Genomic DNA, 16,858 nt, shown 5'->3' on the forward strand with positions numbered 1-16,858 from the left:
CCCTCTAGGGGGCGCAGACCCTGTCGTCCGCGCCGCTTTCGCGTTTCCGGCGCCTAATGGCGCTTCGCTCGAGCTTACGGTGGCGCGGCCGGAGTCGCGTGGGCCTTTCGGCGTCGCCGGCTTCCTCTTTTGATCCCGAAGCTGCCGTCCTTAGGTAAAGATTATGACCAGAGGGCGTCACCGTCAATACGGGTGCGATTTCGAAGGCTGCCGCTGCCGAGAACCCCGAGCCCTCGACTCGTTAAATCGCAACCAGATACGGATTGACGCGAGCTTGGCGCCGGGGACGAAATTGTCGGCTCGTTTGTCGTAGCGCGTGGCGACGCCGCGGTCGTGTTTGATCGTCTTGAGGAAACGCTCGACGAGGTTTGGTCCTTCGGCGGTCCTGATCGACGCCCAATCCCGGCGTAGCGCCGGGCGCAGCCGCGCGGCTGCGCCCGGACGGATTTCCAAGCTTACGGAAGCTGATAGCAGTAATATTGGATTTTGGCCGTTCCGAGCGTCGTGCCGACCCCGGTCAGGAAGTTCAGGAAATTCGTGAGTTCGGTCTCCTGATCCGCCGTACGGCTTTTGACGATCTTGATGCCATATTGCTTGATCTGGTCGTAGGGATGGGCCGCGTCATTGTAGAGATATTCGTGGTGAGACGTATGCGTGCTGTCGTACCACACTTCCGTCGTGCTCGGCTTTGTGCAGACGGCCGATTTGGCGACAAATCCATAGGGAAACGTCCCGTCTTTCACTGCGGCGTAGGTCGTGTTGATATTCGGCCGAATCTGGGCAAAACCGGTAGGATATGTCGTCGTCGTCGGAATGGACCAGGGCGCGGACGACAAGACCTGCGACGCCGCCTTTCCGTAAGGCGCTTTGGTCGGATCGGCCAGGACAAAATTTGTCGTTAAGGGCGACGGCAGGCCTGCGCTGATATCGACGTGATTGGTGGCTCCCGACCAAAGCACCAGGGAGCCTGTGGCGTATTGAAACGGACTTCCCACCACCAAACTGGCGTAGCTGGTGAGTAACTGTTGCGGGGCGGCAAAGTCTGCCGACAGGAACAGATCATACGGGCCGGCCCCGGCGCCGCTGATGATGGCGTTCTTCAAATTTGTGGTGGAATCGACGACCGTCACGAACTTATAGGTATTCGTGGCGGCGTAGTAGGAGCTGAAGGTATTGATGATGGCGTTTAGCGTCGTGGAGAAATTCGCGGCTACGCCGATCGTGATCGTCGTCGTCGCGGCGTAAGCGGGCGAATAGGCCATCGCCAAAGCCGTCGCGACGCCAAGAGTCAGCTTTCTCATTTTTCGACTTAACATGATCTTGTCCTTTCCAGGAGATAGGATGTTCTATGACGAATTCATCTGCTTCGGCGCGAGGGCCGAACATGCTCGATGCAGCGCGTTGACTGCGCGAAAAACACGCTCGCGAACCAACATGACTGCCAGGGGGAATGACGCGCTGATGGGCAGGAAATAAGCTTCAACGATATTGAAGCCGAATCTGCCAGGCTGCGGTCCTAGGGGATCTTGTAGCAATATTGCTTGAGGATGTCCGTCCCTACAGACGTTCCGACGCCGGTCAGGAAGTTGATGAAACTGGCCAGTTCGGCCTCTTCATCCGTCGCGCGCGTGCGAGCGATCTTAATCCCCTTCAGCGCCAGTTCGAGATAGGGATGCGCCGCATTGTTGGAACGATATTCGTGGTGGTAGGTGCCATCCACATAATGCTCCGCGCCGCCGTAATATTGGCAGATCTGCGATTTGGCGACGAACCCATAGCCGTAAATGCCACCGTCGACCGCAGCGAAGGTCGAGCCGATATCGTCGCGCGTCTTGACATGATCTCCATGGAGCGCCGTCAGAATGCCGGGCGTCGTCGCCAATACTTGGGCGGTCGCCTTGCCATAGAAATCCGTGGCCGGATCAGCGATCACGAAATCCTTCGTTAAAGAGGACGGCAGGCCGGCGCTGATATCCACTGATGTGGAATAAAGCATCAGCGAGCCGATGGCGTATCGGAATGGACTGCCAACCACGAGGGTCGGATTACTTGTCGCTAAATCATACGGCGACACATATCCCGAAGACAGGAACAGATCATAAGGTCCCGTGGCGCCGCCGCTTACGATGGCCGATTTCAGATTATCCGTCGTGTCGGTGGTCACGACGACATTATAAGTCAGATTGCCATTGATTATGTAGTAGTTCTGGAAGGATGCAATAATGTCGTTCAATGCGTCGGAAAAACTTGGCGTCGCGCCAATTCTGATTGTCGTTGCATGGGCAGGCGAATACAAGAGCGCTAAAGCGGTTGAAACGCCCAGCGCCAATTTTTTGACTTCACGACTTAGCATGATACTTCCCCTTCTTGTTGAAGCTCGATAAGCGGAGTGTGACTTCCGCCTTGAGCCATTTATCCGACCTGGCGCCGCCGGCCGGATAATCCATTGTCCCGCACGCGATCAGCGCAGCCGCGGTGATGCGCGCAGCGGGAAAACTCGTAGAGACGCGTGTGTGATCGACGATGCGGAATTAACGCGGCGGTCCAATTTGCGTCGCGACAATGAATCGCCGCGCCAGCAATGGGGCGAGCGACTCTCGGACTGTGTCGCGCCGGAGGCGCGCGCCCGTGTATGTATCTTGCGCAACCAGATCCATGGCGTTGTGACGCCTCCCGCTGCGCGTGAATCCTCCGCGCGTCGCTAGGCCCGCTACAGGCTCAGGACACTGCGAAGCCACCGCGTGGCCAATTTGCCATACCGTCCGGATATATGAGGCGTCCGTCGCGCTGCGCGGGGTTGAAGCGCATTTTCCGGTTGACGTAAGCGGAGCCGTTCCGTACTTAGCGAGCATGTACTATATCTTCTTTTATATAGCAAGCGCTTGCTGAGCGCTGATACGTGATGTGTGAGTTCGCCATGCCCTCAACTTCAGTTGGAACGTCGAACAAGACGCGCGCCGTCGCCCCGCCCCGCCGCCAGCGCCTTTCGGCTCGGTTGCGCGCTTTGCACGGCCCCTTCGCCACGATGACCGCGATCGCGGCCTTGCTGGCGCTGCCGCGTCCCGGGCTTGCGGGACCTTCGGGCGGCGTGGTGATCGATGGCTCGGCGAACATCGGCCAGGCCGGCAGCGTCACCAACATCAATCAATCCTCCAACCGGGCCATTATCAATTGGCAAGGCTTCTCCATCGGCTACGGGGAGACCGTCAACTTCAATCAACCGGGCGCGTGGGGGGTCACGCTCAACCGCGTCGTCGGCAATGAGGCGAGCATTATCTCGGGCGCCCTCAACGCCAATGGCCAGGTCTTCCTCGTCAATTCCGCCGGCGTCCTCTTCAGCAAGAGCGCGCAGGTCAATGTCGGCGGGCTCGTCGCCTCGACGCTCGATATTTCCAACGCGAATTTCATGGCGGGGAACTACGTCTTCTCCGGCTCGTCGGCGGCGTCCGTGGTCAACCAGGGCTCCATCCATGCGAGCGATGGCGGCTATGTCGCGCTGCTCGGCAAGACCGTCTCGAACGAGGGCGTGATCACCGCGACGCTCGGCGCGGTGGCGATGGCCTCGGGCAACAAGATCACCCTCAATTTCGCCGGCGACTCGCTTTTGGACGTCACGATCGACGAGGGAACTCTCAATGCGCTGGTCGAGAACAAGCGGGCGATCCGGGCGGACGGCGGCCGGGTCATTCTGACGGCGAAGGCGGCCGACGCCGTCTTGTCGGCGCAGGTCAACAATACGGGGATCATCCAGGCCCGCACCATGGCGGCGCTGAAGGGCGGCGCAACCACACGTGGAACGGCGCGGATCGGCTCGATCAAGCTGATCGCCTCCGGCGGCACGGTGAGGGTGGGCGGCACGCTCGACGCCTCGGCGCCCAGGGGCGGCAAGGGCGGCAAGATCGAAACCAGCGGCGAGAAGGTCAAAATTGCCGATAGCGCCTTCGTCACGACCAAAGCGTTGAGCACGGCGAACGGAAGCTGGCTGATCGACCCTGACGGCTTCTCCATTGCGGCGACGGGCGGCGACATCACCGGCGCGCGGCTCGGCGCCTTGCTCGACGAAAACAACATCACCTTGCAATCGACGAGCGGCAAAGGCAAAAGCGGCAATATCAGCGTCAACGACGCCGTGAGCTGGGCGGCCAACACGCTGCTGACGCTGGACGCCACCAAAACCATCCATATCAACGCGCCCATTACCGCCACCGGCGACGGCGCCGGGCTTGTGCTGAATTATGGCGGCTACGCGACGACAGGGAGCGCCGCGGCCGGGACCGATTATCGAGTCAACAGGAACGGCGGCGCTTCGATCACGCTCAGCGGCGCCAACGCCAGCCTGAGCATCAACGGAAACGCCTACACGCTGATCCACAGCATGGCGGATCTGACGGCGATCACGCCCCTTCTCTTCGACGCCAACGGCAATCCCGTGTACGACCCGGACACACTGCTCCAGGCCTATGGGCCCGGGGGGACGGGCTATTATGCGCTGGCGCAAAACCTCGACGCCGCGGGCGTCACCTATAACGGCCCCTTGATCTCCAACCTCTCCGGCGTCTTCGCAGGGCTCGGCCATACGATCAAAAACCTCAAGATCGACTCCACGGCGCCGAACGCGAACGGTCAATACGCCGACGCCGTTTTAATCGACCAGATCGGGGAAGGCCGCAACTCCCCCGCCGTGGTCCGCGACATCAAGCTGGCGAATGTCAATATCGCGGGCTTCCAGGAGGCAGCCGGCCTGGCCGGCAATAACCTCGGTACGATCAGCAACGCCTATGTGTCGGGAAAAGTGCGGGTGACGGACGGCGGCTCCGCCGCCGGGCTGGCCGCAAACAATGGCGGACTGATCACGAACGCCCACACCAATGTCGCCGTGACGGCCACACATGGCGGATCCAACGTTGGCGGGCTGGTCGGATTCAATTCCAGCAGGGGCGTCATTCGCTATTCTTCCGCCGATGGGTCCGTGCGGGCCGCCGGGTACAGCACCTCCCCGGACAGCGGCCTTCTTTTCAGCAGCGGCATCGGCGGCCTTGTCGGAACCAATATCGGAACCATCGCCTATTCGAACGCCAATGTGACGGTGACGACAAAAGACAGCGTCAACGTCGGCGGTCTCGTCGGCGTCAATTACAACTTCAATACGCCGGGGGACGGCACGGCAGGCGTCATCATCAACTCCTCCGCAACAGGCAATGTGACGGCGAACTACACCAGCAGCCAGTTGCTCGGTCAGCCTGGATTTGGCGTCGGCGGATTGGTCGGGAGCAACAGCGGAGGCACGATCACGGGCGGCTTCGCCAGCGGGGACGTCAAAGTGCACGCGACGGCCGCTTCCGGCGCCTATGATATCGGCGGACTGGTCGGATATAATGAATTCGGCACGATCTCCCATTCATCCGCGACCGGCGATGTTTCGGGCATAGGTAAAAATGTTTCCGAAATCGGCGCCCTGGTCGGAATGAATCTGGACGACATCGCAAATGGCTTTGGCGGCATCGATCATTCCACCGCCAGTGGAACCGTGACAGGAAACGACGCTGGCGGACTGTTCGGAGCTGGAAACCTGCAGGCGGTATCGGACTCCGTCTTCACCGGATCTGTGAATGGCGTCGGACCGGCCGCGGACGCCGCCGCGGCGGCGCAAGCCAGAGCGCAGACCGCTGCGGAGCAGGCCACGGCGGACGAAGACGCTCGGCAGATCGCAGCGATCGCTCAAGCGGCGGCGAGCTCAGCAACGGTCGTCGCGACGACGGACGCGGAAGAGTCAGCGACGCCTCCGAACCCGGTGAAGGCGACCGCGGCGGGCAAGCGCGCGACGGCGGCGATCGCGGGACCGAAGACCGAGGATAATGTCAAGGTCGAGCAGCCCGCGCCGCGCGTCGCATCGACCGAGGAGACGTCCGCCGCGTCAAGCGAACCGGCGCCCAGCCACCGCAAGGCGGAGACCAGGACAGCGCAGAAATCCGCTGTCAAAGGCAAGGGCGCGGGGTTCGGCGCCGCGATCCGCAGCATCGACATCGATGGTCAGCATTACGATCTACAGGACGACGCCTCGAAGAAAAACGCGCCGGGCCGGAAAGTCCAATAGCAGGCCCTCGCCTCGGAAAGGTTTATCGTCATGAAGCTCCGCACGTTCCTTGTCGGCTGTGGCGCGCTGGAAGCCATGCTGGCCGGCGCATTCCCGGCCCGGGCGCAGACCCCGGCGCCCATCGTGCCCTTTAATATCGGCGACGCTGTGCGCGAGAGCGAACAGTCGCGGCGGCCTCCGCTGCCGGCCCCGGCCGCCGCGCCCGTGCTGCCGCAGCTTGTCGAGCCGCAATTTACGATGAAGGACAAGGAGACGCTGTTTGTCCGCAGCATCGAGATCGAGGGTCCAGACCTCGGCGCCGGCGCTGAGGCGCGCGAGCTGATCGCGCCCTACGAGAACCGCACATTGCAGCTTGGCGAGATCTACGGGCTCGCGGACCAGCTCACGACGCTCTACCGCACGAAGGGCTATCTCGTCGCCAAAGCCTATATCCCGGCCCAGGACGCGCGCAGCGGCGCGCTGCGGATCAAGCTCGTTCCCGGCCTCTATGGAACTATCACGATCAAGAACGACTCGCTCGTCCGGGACGATTATCTGCGCGGCGTGATCGACCAGGCGCTCGCCGGCTCGCCGGTCATCCAGAAGGACCCGCTCGAGCGCGCGATGCTGTTGATTTCCGATCTCCCGGGCGCCGGCATGCCGCGGGTCGCGATCGGGCCGGGGCAACAGCCGGAGACGTCGGATTTCGTGTTCAGCGCGCCGGAGGCGCGCCGCCTCGACGGCTATCTGCTCGGCGATAATTTCGGGTCGCCCTTCACCGGCCGGGACAGGCTGAGCGGCGGCCTCAATCTGAATTCTCCGCTCGGCTATGGGGACCGCCTCTCGGCGTTCGGCATCGTCTCGGAGCGGGCCGGCCTCGTGAACGGGCGCGCGTCCTATTCCTTTCCAATCTTCTACGATGGGCTGCGCGCCGAAATCGGCGCCTTTCGCACGACCTATGCGCTGAGCGGCGTCTATGAGGGTCTCGATGCGACGGGCACGGCCGACGCGGTAACGGCGACGCTGACCTATGCGATGCGGCGCCAGCACGACGACAGCATCTATATCTCGGGCAACTACAGCCATATGTCGTTGAACGACAAAGCGCTTGGCGTTTCCTTCGCGCAGAGGACGATCGATCTCGGCACGGCGGCGATCACCCGCGACACGTTCAGCGACTTCATCGGCCTGCCGCTGACGACGAGCACGACCTTCTCCTTCACCGCGGGCTATGTGAACTTCCCGGACCCCAAGCAGGAAGTCGCCAATATCGCGACGATCGACACCGCCGGCAATTACGCGAAAATCAATCTCTCCTTTATCGCGACCCTCGCGCTCGCCGAGAGGCTGTCGCTTTCGGCCAATGTCAGGGGGCAGAAGTCGCTGTCGGGCAACCTCGATTCCAGTCAGCAAATGAGCCTCACCGGCTATTGGGGCGTGCGCTCCTATGATGAAGGGCTGAGCGGAGACAGCGGCTATCTCGTGACGCCCGAGCTGAAATACGCCCTGCCTGACATTTACGGCTATCGCCATGCGGTCGGCCTCTTCACCGACGTCGGCGCCGCGTGGCTGGAAAACGGCTCCTACACCCTGGCGCAGAAGAGCTACACGCAGCTGAATGATTTCGGCCTCAGCTACAATGCGACCTATGAATATTCGCCCGGGCGGTTCTTATTGGCGAAGGCGCTGGTCGCCCACACCTATGGCTCCGACTTCGGCGCGAAGAGCTACGACCGGACCACCAAGGGGCTGGTGCAGGTCGGCTTCACGTTCTGAACCGGCAAAGTCCGCCGCGGCGCGCTTTTTTGGAGCGCAGACGCCTGGCCGCAAAGACTTAGCGGTCGAGGCGCGGAGACATTCGCGATGCAGATGCAATGGTTGTCGGCCGTCGTCGACTTCGGGGTGATCGGACTTCTGGCCGCACTCAATATCGTCGTGATCGCGATCGTCCTGGAGCGGTCGTTCTTCTATCGCTCGCTCGACCCGAATCTTTTCCAAAACGTCAAGGCGCTCGAGCTGGAACTGACCAAGCGCCTCACCATCGTCGCTTCGGTCGCCTCCAACGCGCCCTATATCGGCCTCCTCGGCACGGTTCTTGGCGTCATGCTGACATTCTACAATATGAACCTTGAGGCCTCCACCGACGCCAGCAAGATCATGGTCGGCCTTGCTCTCGCATTGAAGGCGACGGCCGTCGGTCTTGTCGTCGCGCTCGTGTCAGTCGCCGCCTACAATGGGCTCCTGCGCAAGACAAAGGTGCTGCTGCTCCAATGGGAGATCGCCCATGGATGAACGGCCGTTCGAGTCGCTTAACGTCATTCCCTTCGTAGATATCATGCTGGTGCTGTTTACCATCGTGCTGACCACGGCCAATTTCATTGTGACGGGCCGCATTCCGATGTCGTTGCCGCAGGCTTCGCGCGCGCCGATCGAGAAGCATCAGGACAAGACGATCGAACTCAACGCCAACGGCGACATCTATTTCGACGGCGAAATTTTCGCGCAAGACATGTTCGAGAGCCGTTTGCGGGCGCTGCCGCCCGAGACAACGTTCCTCGTTCGCGCCGATCGGACGCTCGCGTTCCAAAAATTCATCGACGTCGCCGATATCCTGAAGCGGCTGAACTTTACCAAGGTCGCCGTGCAGACCCAGAGCGTGTCGAAATAGGCCCGCCAGCGAGCGTCTCGAAGTCGGGATCTTCAAGCATCCTCATGCCCGAAAAAAAGGCGCGCGGACGATCGCGGTTCACAATCTATCACGGCCTGGCCGCCTCGTTCGCGCTGCATTGCGCGCTCGCCCTGCCCTTCGTGCTGGAGGAGCTGGCGGCGGGGCCCGATGAGCCGGAGATCCTCGTCGTCGAACTGCAAGGCGTCGTCGCGGAGACCCAGACCGAACAGAAGACTCTTCAGGAGACCAAGGGGGCCGCGGAGCAGGATGCGGCGGATGCGGGCAGGCCTGCGCAGGCTGCCGCCGCCCCCCCGGAGCCGCCGCCGCCCGAAGATCCGCCAAAGGATGTCCCGCCGCCCGAAGAGACTTTTCCAGAGCCGCCCGCTCCCGCGCCAACCCCGCCTCCGACTGAAGCCGCGCCGCCGCAGCCGTCGCCGGGGGCGGGGGCCAACACGAGCGCCGGCGCCGAGGAGCGCAGCGCAGCGCAAAGGATCAGGACGGAGCGCGACGCGGAGCTCGACCGCCTCAAAGCCTATGTCAAACTGCTGACGAAAAAGGTTCAGGCCCACCTCGCCTATCCCGACGAAGAGCGGCAAGCCGGTCTGCAGGGCGCGGCGACGGTTTCCTTCACCATCCTTCCGGGCGGAGCGATCCGTCCGGAAAGCTTGAAGATCATATCGACCAGCGGCCAGCCGAAGCTCGATGCGAGCGCGCTGAAGACGATTCGGCTGAGCGCGCCCTTCGATCCGCCGCCCAGGGAGATGACCGTGGCGGTCGCCGTGGCCTTCGGCCGCAGGCGCTAGGCGCCGGGCGTCATCAAAAAAATTCCCACGGGCGGTTTCGCCCCCAAATCATTTGATGTATTCCATAGACTTAATACACTTATATCCGTGAGGACCCCATGTCGGTCGAGTTCATCGGCATGATCCAGCCGCGCAAACAATCCGAAATCCATCCGGCCGACCGGTCCGTCGTGCTCGATCGCGGCTATCTGCAGGATTTCGCCCACGCCCACGAAGCGGGCGGCTTCGATCGCGCGCTCATCGGCTATTATTCCGATACGCCTGACGGCCTCCTGCTCGGCGGCTACATCGCCGAGCAGACAACCCGCCTCGGCCTTCTCATCGCGCATCGGCCGGGCTTCGTCGCGCCCCCTGTCGCCGCGCGGGCGTTCGCGACGCTCGACCAGCTGAGCGGCGGCCGGGCCGCCATTCATGTGATTTCCGGCGGCGACGACGCCGACCAGCGGCGCGACGGCGACTATCTCGACAAGGACGCGCGTTACGCCCGGACCGAGGAATATATCGAGATCCTGCGATCGATTTGGGGCGGCGACGCGCCAGTCAGCCACGCGGGGCGCTATTACCGCTTCGAGGCGGCCTCGCCCGCCGTGCGCACGGCGCGATCGCAACCAATTCCCATCTATTTCGGCGGCGCCTCGGACGCCGCTGTGGCTGTCGCGGCGCGCCAGGCCGATGTCTTCGCCCTCTGGGGCGAGACCCGCGCCCAGGTCGCCGAGATCACGGGCCGCGTGCGCGCGACGGCGGCGCGGGCCGGCCGCGTCATCCGCTTCAGCCTCTCCTTCCGCCCGATCCTCGCCGATACGGAGGCGCAGGCCTGGGCGCGGGCGGAGAAAATCCGCGAGACGATCATCGCCGGCAAGGGTGAGGCGTGGCTCGGGCGCTCGAATGGCGAAGCGCCGGTCAACGAAGGTTCGCGCCGTCTCCTTGCGGCCGCCGCCCTTGGCGACCGGCTCGACAATTGTCTGTGGACGGGAGCCGCGGCGCTGACCGGCGCCCGCGGCAACACCACCGCGCTTGTCGGAACGCCGCATCAGGTCGCCGAAGCGTTGCTCGATTATTGGCGGCTTGGCGTCTCCACATTTCTCCTCCGCGGCTTCGATCCGCTCGAGGATGCGATCGACTATGGGGAGCGGCTCATTCCGCTGACGCGCGCCCTCATCGCCGCCGAGCAAACCGCCGACCACACAAGCGGGGCGCCGCGATCATTGGCGAGCGCCGCGGCGTCGTTCTAGTCCGGCAGGGTTCGAGAAGGCAGGACAGATGTATCTCGACAAGATCGACGATGTCGACGTCGCCATAGCCGGGCTGGCGCATGAATTCGCGCAGACAGCCGCCGCCCATGACGCGGCGGCGTCCTTCCCCTTCGACAATATCGCGCGCCTTCGCGACGTCGGCGCGCCCGGCTTCGTCGTCCCCAAGGAGTTCGGCGGCCGCGGTTTCGGCCTCGCCCGGGCGGAGGCCGTCGTCAACCGCATCGCGCGCGGCGAGCCTTCGACGGCGCTGGTGCTGACGCAGCAATATCTTTTCCATGCGACGATGCTGCGCAGCGCGGCCTACCCGCCGACCCTTCGCGAGCGCATTTTCCACACGGCGGTTGGGGACGGCGCCCTCATCAACAATCTGCGCGTCGAACCGGAGCTCGGCACGCCCGCCCGCGGCGGCCTGCCCGCGACGCTCGCCCGGCGCACGCCGCAAGGCTGGTCGCTCAGCGGCCACAAGACCTTCGCCACCGGCTGTCCCGCCCTCGCCTGGCACGCGATCTTCGCCCGCACCGACGAGCCGCAGCCCCGCGTTGGAATTTTCGTCGTCCCGGCCGGCGCGCCGGGCCTCCGGATCGAGGAGAGCTGGCGTCACCTCGGCATGCGCGCGAGCGCCAGCCACGACGTCATCCTCGAAGACGTGAACATCCCGGAGGATCACGCGGCCGAGCTCGTTCTGGCCGAACACGCCTCCGGGCCGGACGCCTTTCAGGCGGCGTGGCTGTCGGTCCTGTTCAGCACCGTCTATGACGGCGTCGCCCGCGTCGCGCGCGACTGGTTCGTCGGCTTCCTGCGCGATCGCCGGCCCGCCAATCTCGGCGCACCGTTGGCGAGCCTGCCGCGGATGCAGGAGGCGCTGGGCGCGATCGACGCCGCGCTTTACGTCAGCCGCGCGCTCCTTGACCAGCACGTCGAACGCGTCGATCGCGGCGATACGCCGGCGCAGCAGGACAGCTACTACCTCAAGCACGCCGTGACCGCCAATGCGCTGAAGGCGGTCTCGAAGGCGCTGGAAGTCTCGGGCAATCCGGGCCTCTCGCAGGTCAATCCGCTCGAGCGGCACTATCGCGACATTCTCTGCGCGCGCGTCCACTCGCCGCAAGACGACAGCATCCTCGTTGGCGGCGGGCGGCAAGCCCTGACCGCTGCGGGCGCTTTATCCGCAAATTGAACCGGAACCGGGAGCCATGACATGACGAACCGTCAAGACAGCGACAAACCGGCGGGCGTCGCATCGTCCCGCCGCATTTTTATCGCCGGGGCCGCCGCGGCGGCCGTCGGAGCGCCCGCAGCCCTCGCGGCCGGCCGCGTCTTCGCCTTTCCGCGCGCGGCGATCGACGCGCAGGGGCTGCCGATCTGCAGCGTCGCGGCCGACGGTCCGGCGCCCGCGGCCGGGCCGCTGAAGAAAATCACCTTCGCCTGGAACGCCGGCGCGCCCTGCCTCGTCGCCGTCACTGTCGCCAAGGATAAAGGCTTCTTCGCAAGACATGGGCTCGACGTCGACCTCATCAACTACTCCGGCTCGACCGACCAACTGCTCGAGACGCTCGCGACCGGCAAAGCCGACGCCGCAATCGGCATGGCCCTGCGCTGGCTGAAGCCGCTGGAGCAGGGCTTTGACGTCAAGATCATCGCCAGCACTCATGGCGGCTGCCTGCGCCTTCTCGTTCCGGCGGACTCCGGGCTCGGCGATCTCAAGGACCTCAAGGGAAAAACGATCGCCGTCAGCGACATGAATGCGCCGGGAAAAAACTTCTTCGCGATCGCTCTGAAAAGGGCGGGGCTCGATCCCGTCGCGGACGTCGATTTCAAGCCGTTTCCGGGACCGCTTCTGCGCGCCGCCGTGGAGAAAGGCGAGGCGCACGCCATCGCCGATACGGATCCCAACACCTTCCTCTGGCTGAAGGACGGCAAGTTCAAGGAGATCTCGTCGAATCTTTCGGGGGACTATGCGCAGCGAGCCTGTTGCATCGTCGGCGTGCGCGGCGGGCTGGTCCGCGACGATCGGCCGACCGCCGCGGCCATCGCCCGGGCGCTGCTCGAGGCGGCGGACTTCGCCCATGCTCATCCCAGTGAGGCCGCCGCCACCTATCTGCCTTTCGCGCCCGGCAGCGTCTCCCTCGACGATCTGACGACGCTCGCGAAATATCATACACATCAGCACCATCCCGTCGGTCAGGCGCTGAAGGATCAGCTCGCAAGCTATGCGGAAGAGTTGAAGCTCGTCTCCGTCTTCAAGCCGACGACGGATACGGCGAAATACGCCGCGCGCATCTATGCCGATGTCCTCAGCTGATCGTCACGCGGCGGCGCCGGCTCTCGCCGCCGTCGAGAAGCGATTTTCGGCGGCCGCCGAAAGAGGGTTTTCGCGCGCCGCCCTCGCCTCTACCGCGGCGGCGACATGGCTCGCTTTGGCCGCGCTGACGCTGCGATGGCCCGATGTCGGCGAATGGGGTCGCGGATCGGAATTGGCGATCGCCGCCAGCGTGATCGGCCTTTGCCTAGCGGCGCTCGCTTGCGTCGAATTCGGCGCTTTCGGGCCGGCGGCCACGGCCCGCGCCGCGCCGTTGCGCCGCTTGACGCCCTGGCTCTGCGCGCTGGGGATTGCCTTCTCGATATGGGAATTGCTGGCGGCCAAGACCGGCGTGTTGCCGCAACCCTTCTTTCCGCCGCCGCAGGCGATCCTCGAAGTTTTTACTGACGACTACGCAAAGCTCGCCGAGAGCGTTTTGGCTTCGGTCAAGCTTGAGCTGCTTGGCTTTGCTTTCGGCGCTTCGGCCGGTTTCCTGATCGGCGTTTGGCTGGGCTGGTCGCGCCGCTTCGGCTATTGGGTCCACCCGGTGCTGCGGCTGATCGGGCCGTTGCCGGCGACGGCGTGGCTGCCGATCGCCTTCTTTGCTTTTCCATCGAGCTGGAGCGCCTCGATTTTCCTGATTGGGCTCACCACCGGATTTCCGGTCGCGGTGCTGACCTCATCGGGGGTGTCGAGCGTCAACACGGCCTATTATGACGTCGCGCGCACGCTCGGCGCGGGCCGGTGGTTTCTCGTCTGGAGGGTCGCGGTCCCCGCGGCGCTGCCGCATGTCTTCGTCGGCCTGTTCATGGGCCTTTCCGCCTCTTTCGCGGTGCTCGTCACCGCGGAAATGATGGGCGTCAAGGCGGGCCTCGGCTTCTATCTGCAATGGGCGCAGAGCTGGGCGTCTTACGCCAATATGTATGCGGCGCTGCTCGTCATGTCGGCGATGTGCGCCGGCCTCATTACGCTTCTTTTCAAGGTCCGCGCGCGCCTCATGTCCTACCAGAAGGCCGAGGTGAAATGGTGAGCCTTGCTTATGCCGAAGCCCCGGCTGCAGGCCTCGATCTCGCCATTCGCGATGTCAGTCACCGGTTCGACCTTGGCGGGACGTCGCTGCCGGTGCTGGAGCGCATCAGTTTCTCCGCGTCGCGCGGCGAGTTCGTCGCGCTGCTCGGGCCGAGCGGCTGCGGCAAGTCGACCCTGCTGCGGCTCGTCGCCGGCCTCGATCGGCCGACGTCGGGCGAGATCAGCGCCGACGGAAGGACGATCCTCGGCCCCGATCCCTCGCGCGTCGTCGTCTTCCAGGACCCGACGCTCTATCCCTGGCGCACGGTCTGGCGCAACGTCGCCCTCGGCCTCGAGGCGCAGGGTCTTTTGCGCAGCCGGCGCGGCCGCGTCGACGACGCCCTGCGTCTCGTCGGACTTGAGTCCTTCGCCAAAGCCTATCCGCATCAGCTCTCGGGCGGCATGGCGCAGCGCGTCGCGCTGGCGCGGGCTCTCGTCAATGATCCCGATCTTCTGATCCTCGACGAACCGCTCGGCAGGCTCGATTCCCTGACGCGCCTCGCGATGCAGGGCGAAATTGTCAATCTGTGGCGGCGCGCCGGCTTCACGGTCTTGCTCGTCACGCATGACATCGAGGAAGCGCTGCTGATGGCGACGCGGGTCATCGTCTTCAGCGCGCGGCCCGCCAGGGCGATCGCCGACATCCGCGTCGACAAGCCCTATCCGCGGCATCGTGACGATCCAGATCTCGTGCAGCAGCGCCGACAGATTCTCGCCCTTCTCGGGCTGGAAGCGTCCTGGTAGGACAGGAGTCAACGCCATGAGCAATCTCTACCGCTTGCGCGATTTCGTCGTCGCGGCGACGCGCGCCATCGACGGCGAGCCGCCGGACGAAGCGGCGCAGCTTGCGCGGATCAGGCCTTTGCTGGCCGAACTCATCGCGCAGGACGATTGGCTCCCGCCGGATTACGCCATTCCGGGGCCGGACTATTACCGCCAATATCTGCTGCACGCGGACCCGCTCGCGCGACTTTCGGTGGTGAGCTTCGTCTGGGGTCCTGGCCAGCGCACGCCGGTACATGATCATCGTGTCTGGGGACTCGTCGGCGTCCTGCGCGGCGCGGAGATTTCGACGTCCTATTTCGCGTCGCCCGGCGGCGCCTTGATCGCCGGCGCGACGGAGCGCCTGGAGCGCGGCGACGTCACGGCGGTGTCGCCGCGCCTCGGCGACATTCACACCGTCGCCAACGCCTATGACGATCGAACCTCGATCAGCATCCACGTCTATGGCGGCAATATCGGCGCGGTCGCGCGCGCCGTCTTCGATCCGGCGACGGGCGCGCAAAAGCCGTTTATTTCGGGCTATTCTAACACGGCCGTGCCCAATCTCTGGAGCCATGGCGAGACCGGCCGAAGATCGTCATAACAGGCCCGTTGCGCTGCGCCGGCTCCGGCCCTCGGCAACGGCCGATCTGGACGCCGCCATCTGACCGCGTCAGCGCCGCCATTCGTCAAAGTCTTTTTTCACATCAACCGCAGCAGCTGCGGCGGCGTCGTGAAGCCAGTCGGGCGGCTGCGCAACAAGATGTTCCCGAATGGCTTGCCTGTCCGAATTGTTGACGGCGTGAATTGAGGCCAGATCCATCGCCATGGCGCTCAGCAGTCGAAGACTGAGCTCCGCGCCCGCGGTCTCGCCGAGTTCGATTTTGCGAGAATCGGCGGCGATCCGCCGGACAATAAATTTGCCGACGTCGCGAAGGAATGGATCGGGCGATCGATATTTGCCCGTGGCGAGGTCGGAGAAAGACGGCGCTGAACCGCCTCGGCCATGGGCCCAGTTCCACGCTGAGGGGACCAGCGCCTTCGCCTCACGGACGACGCCGCCGCCGCGCCAGCGCGCGGCCGCGACGAAGCGCGGGCGTCCCAACCCTCCCCCGCCCTTTCGGCGTGACGCGAACCTTTCGACGACAGCATCGGCGGGAAGGCTCAGCCGAAGCACGTCCTGAACCTCGCCCGGCGGCTCCGCCGCTGGATAGCTCGCGACCTCGTCCCAGAATTTGCGCGGACTGTCCTCGGCGCCTTCGACGAAAGGCCGCATCAAGGTCGCGTTCTCATCGAGCAGCATGGGCCCTGGTCGATCAAGTCCCTCCCCATATCCATCGAGGATCGCCTTGGCGGCGGCATGATTGTCGAGGGCCGCGCCCGGAGCGAGCCTGACGCTTGTGGCAAGGCGAACGAGATCAAACGGATATGCAATCACCGCCGCCTCATCGAAATCGTTCACGCCCCATACCAATCGGCCGTCGCCGTCGCGCCACGTGCCAAAATTTTCCGTGTGGGCGTCGCCAACGCTTGGCGCCGCCGGCGCCTCGCGCAGGGTCGGGCAAATCGTCTCGATGCGCTGCGCCCAGCGGAAAAACGTCGCACGCAGGAATGTGAAGGCGTCCTTCTTCATCCTCACATGCTTGTAATCAAGGTCCGCTTCGACGACGTGGCATTGACTGCGAAGCCACTCTTCAAAGGCCGTGTTTTCGTCGACAAAAGACATCTCGGCTACTCCTTCCGGCTTCTGGATTCGCCTTCATGACGGGCCTGGATTTCGTCAAACGCGTTGATCACGGAGGAGGACAACAGGAGAAAGATTGATCGCGATGCATGTTGTGGCCCGCTCTTTGGTCCGCAACAGAGAACTGTCTGAGCGACGGTTGCTTGGCTCGTATCGCCAATTACGCAGGCGCGGAAATGATGCGCAAG

At 64.0% G+C, this 16,858-nt stretch carries 14 protein-coding genes; 11 read left to right on the top strand and 3 right to left on the bottom strand.

What is annotated here, in order from left to right:
* Positions 1-455: 455 nt before the first annotated feature.
* Both modA and MSIL_RS13555 read right to left on the bottom strand, forming a co-directional pair.
* Positions 456-1,316: a molybdate ABC transporter substrate-binding protein gene (modA, locus tag MSIL_RS20250; protein WP_012591653.1), complete on the bottom strand. Its 861-nt coding sequence runs from the start codon at positions 1,314-1,316 to the stop codon at positions 456-458.
* 200 nt (positions 1,317-1,516) lie between these two features.
* Positions 1,517-2,329, bottom strand: coding sequence for a molybdate ABC transporter substrate-binding protein (locus tag MSIL_RS13555; RefSeq protein WP_187148657.1), 813 nt, complete (start codon positions 2,327-2,329; stop codon positions 1,517-1,519).
* Between the two features lie 588 nt (positions 2,330-2,917).
* On the opposite strand from MSIL_RS13555, the gene MSIL_RS13560 reads away from it, so the two are divergent.
* The 11 genes from MSIL_RS13560 to MSIL_RS13610 all read left to right on the top strand — a co-directional run bounded on the left by MSIL_RS13560 (position 2,918) and on the right by MSIL_RS13610 (position 15,530).
* Positions 2,918-6,094, top strand: coding sequence for a two-partner secretion domain-containing protein (locus MSIL_RS13560; protein WP_012591655.1), 3,177 nt, complete (start codon positions 2,918-2,920; stop codon positions 6,092-6,094).
* Positions 6,095-6,124: 30 nt separating this feature from the next.
* On the top strand, positions 6,125-7,849 hold the full coding sequence (locus tag MSIL_RS13565; RefSeq protein ID WP_012591656.1) for a ShlB/FhaC/HecB family hemolysin secretion/activation protein: 1,725 nt from the start codon (positions 6,125-6,127) through the stop codon (positions 7,847-7,849).
* An 87-nt stretch (positions 7,850-7,936) separates the two neighbouring features.
* The gene (gene exbB, locus MSIL_RS13570) at positions 7,937-8,365 is read left to right on the top strand and encodes a TonB-system energizer ExbB (RefSeq protein ID WP_012591657.1); all 429 of its coding nucleotides are present in this window, start codon (positions 7,937-7,939) and stop codon (positions 8,363-8,365) included.
* Entirely contained in the window at positions 8,358-8,741 is a 384-nt protein-coding gene (locus tag MSIL_RS13575; RefSeq protein ID WP_012591658.1) for an ExbD/TolR family protein, read from the top strand. The genes exbB and MSIL_RS13575 overlap by 8 nt, the downstream gene beginning before the upstream one ends.
* Positions 8,742-8,785: 44 nt before the next feature.
* Positions 8,786-9,544, top strand: coding sequence for an energy transducer TonB (locus tag MSIL_RS13580; protein ID WP_012591659.1), 759 nt, complete (start codon positions 8,786-8,788; stop codon positions 9,542-9,544).
* Between the two features lie 98 nt (positions 9,545-9,642).
* The gene (locus MSIL_RS13585; protein ID WP_012591660.1) at positions 9,643-10,776 is read left to right on the top strand and encodes an LLM class flavin-dependent oxidoreductase; all 1,134 of its coding nucleotides are present in this window, start codon (positions 9,643-9,645) and stop codon (positions 10,774-10,776) included.
* A 28-nt stretch (positions 10,777-10,804) separates the two neighbouring features.
* Positions 10,805-11,974 carry an acyl-CoA dehydrogenase family protein gene (locus tag MSIL_RS13590; protein WP_012591661.1) on the top strand — a complete coding sequence of 390 codons (1,170 nt, stop codon included), beginning with the start codon at positions 10,805-10,807 and terminating at the stop codon, positions 11,972-11,974.
* A gap of 21 nt (positions 11,975-11,995) precedes the next feature.
* Entirely contained in the window at positions 11,996-13,099 is a 1,104-nt protein-coding gene (locus MSIL_RS13595; RefSeq protein ID WP_012591662.1) for an ABC transporter substrate-binding protein, read from the top strand.
* On the top strand, positions 13,086-14,126 hold the full coding sequence (locus MSIL_RS13600; RefSeq protein WP_012591663.1) for an ABC transporter permease: 1,041 nt from the start codon (positions 13,086-13,088) through the stop codon (positions 14,124-14,126). Before MSIL_RS13595 ends, MSIL_RS13600 begins: the two co-directional genes overlap by 14 nt.
* On the top strand, positions 14,120-14,908 hold the full coding sequence (locus MSIL_RS13605; RefSeq protein WP_012591664.1) for an ABC transporter ATP-binding protein: 789 nt from the start codon (positions 14,120-14,122) through the stop codon (positions 14,906-14,908). Before MSIL_RS13600 ends, MSIL_RS13605 begins: the two co-directional genes overlap by 7 nt.
* Before the next feature lie 16 nt (positions 14,909-14,924).
* Entirely contained in the window at positions 14,925-15,530 is a 606-nt protein-coding gene (locus MSIL_RS13610) for a cysteine dioxygenase family protein (protein ID WP_012591665.1), read from the top strand.
* A 69-nt stretch (positions 15,531-15,599) separates the two neighbouring features.
* On the opposite strand, the gene MSIL_RS13615 is transcribed toward MSIL_RS13610, so the two are convergent.
* Positions 15,600-16,652 carry a DUF2252 family protein gene (locus tag MSIL_RS13615; RefSeq protein WP_012591666.1) on the bottom strand — a complete coding sequence of 351 codons (1,053 nt, stop codon included), beginning with the start codon at positions 16,650-16,652 and terminating at the stop codon, positions 15,600-15,602.
* Positions 16,653-16,858 lie beyond the last annotated feature (206 nt).

The organism is Methylocella silvestris BL2 (assembly GCF_000021745.1).
Taxonomy (GTDB): domain Bacteria; phylum Pseudomonadota; class Alphaproteobacteria; order Rhizobiales; family Beijerinckiaceae; genus Methylocapsa; species Methylocapsa silvestris.

Coding starts and splice junctions, on each gene's coding strand:
- modA (WP_012591653.1), bottom strand. CDS start 1,316: ATGTTAAGTCGAAAAATGAGAAAGCTGACTCTTGGCGTCGCGACGGCT.
- MSIL_RS13560 (WP_012591655.1), top strand. CDS start 2,918: ATGCCCTCAACTTCAGTTGGAACGTCGAACAAGACGCGCGCCGTCGCC.
- MSIL_RS13565 (WP_012591656.1), top strand. CDS start 6,125: ATGAAGCTCCGCACGTTCCTTGTCGGCTGTGGCGCGCTGGAAGCCATG.
- exbB (WP_012591657.1), top strand. CDS start 7,937: ATGCAGATGCAATGGTTGTCGGCCGTCGTCGACTTCGGGGTGATCGGA.
- MSIL_RS13575 (WP_012591658.1), top strand. CDS start 8,358: ATGGATGAACGGCCGTTCGAGTCGCTTAACGTCATTCCCTTCGTAGAT.
- MSIL_RS13580 (WP_012591659.1), top strand. CDS start 8,786: ATGCCCGAAAAAAAGGCGCGCGGACGATCGCGGTTCACAATCTATCAC.
- MSIL_RS13585 (WP_012591660.1), top strand. CDS start 9,643: ATGTCGGTCGAGTTCATCGGCATGATCCAGCCGCGCAAACAATCCGAA.
- MSIL_RS13590 (WP_012591661.1), top strand. CDS start 10,805: ATGTATCTCGACAAGATCGACGATGTCGACGTCGCCATAGCCGGGCTG.
- MSIL_RS13595 (WP_012591662.1), top strand. CDS start 11,996: ATGACGAACCGTCAAGACAGCGACAAACCGGCGGGCGTCGCATCGTCC.
- MSIL_RS13600 (WP_012591663.1), top strand. CDS start 13,086: ATGTCCTCAGCTGATCGTCACGCGGCGGCGCCGGCTCTCGCCGCCGTC.
- MSIL_RS13605 (WP_012591664.1), top strand. CDS start 14,120: ATGGTGAGCCTTGCTTATGCCGAAGCCCCGGCTGCAGGCCTCGATCTC.
- MSIL_RS13610 (WP_012591665.1), top strand. CDS start 14,925: ATGAGCAATCTCTACCGCTTGCGCGATTTCGTCGTCGCGGCGACGCGC.
- MSIL_RS13615 (WP_012591666.1), bottom strand. CDS start 16,652: ATGTCTTTTGTCGACGAAAACACGGCCTTTGAAGAGTGGCTTCGCAGT.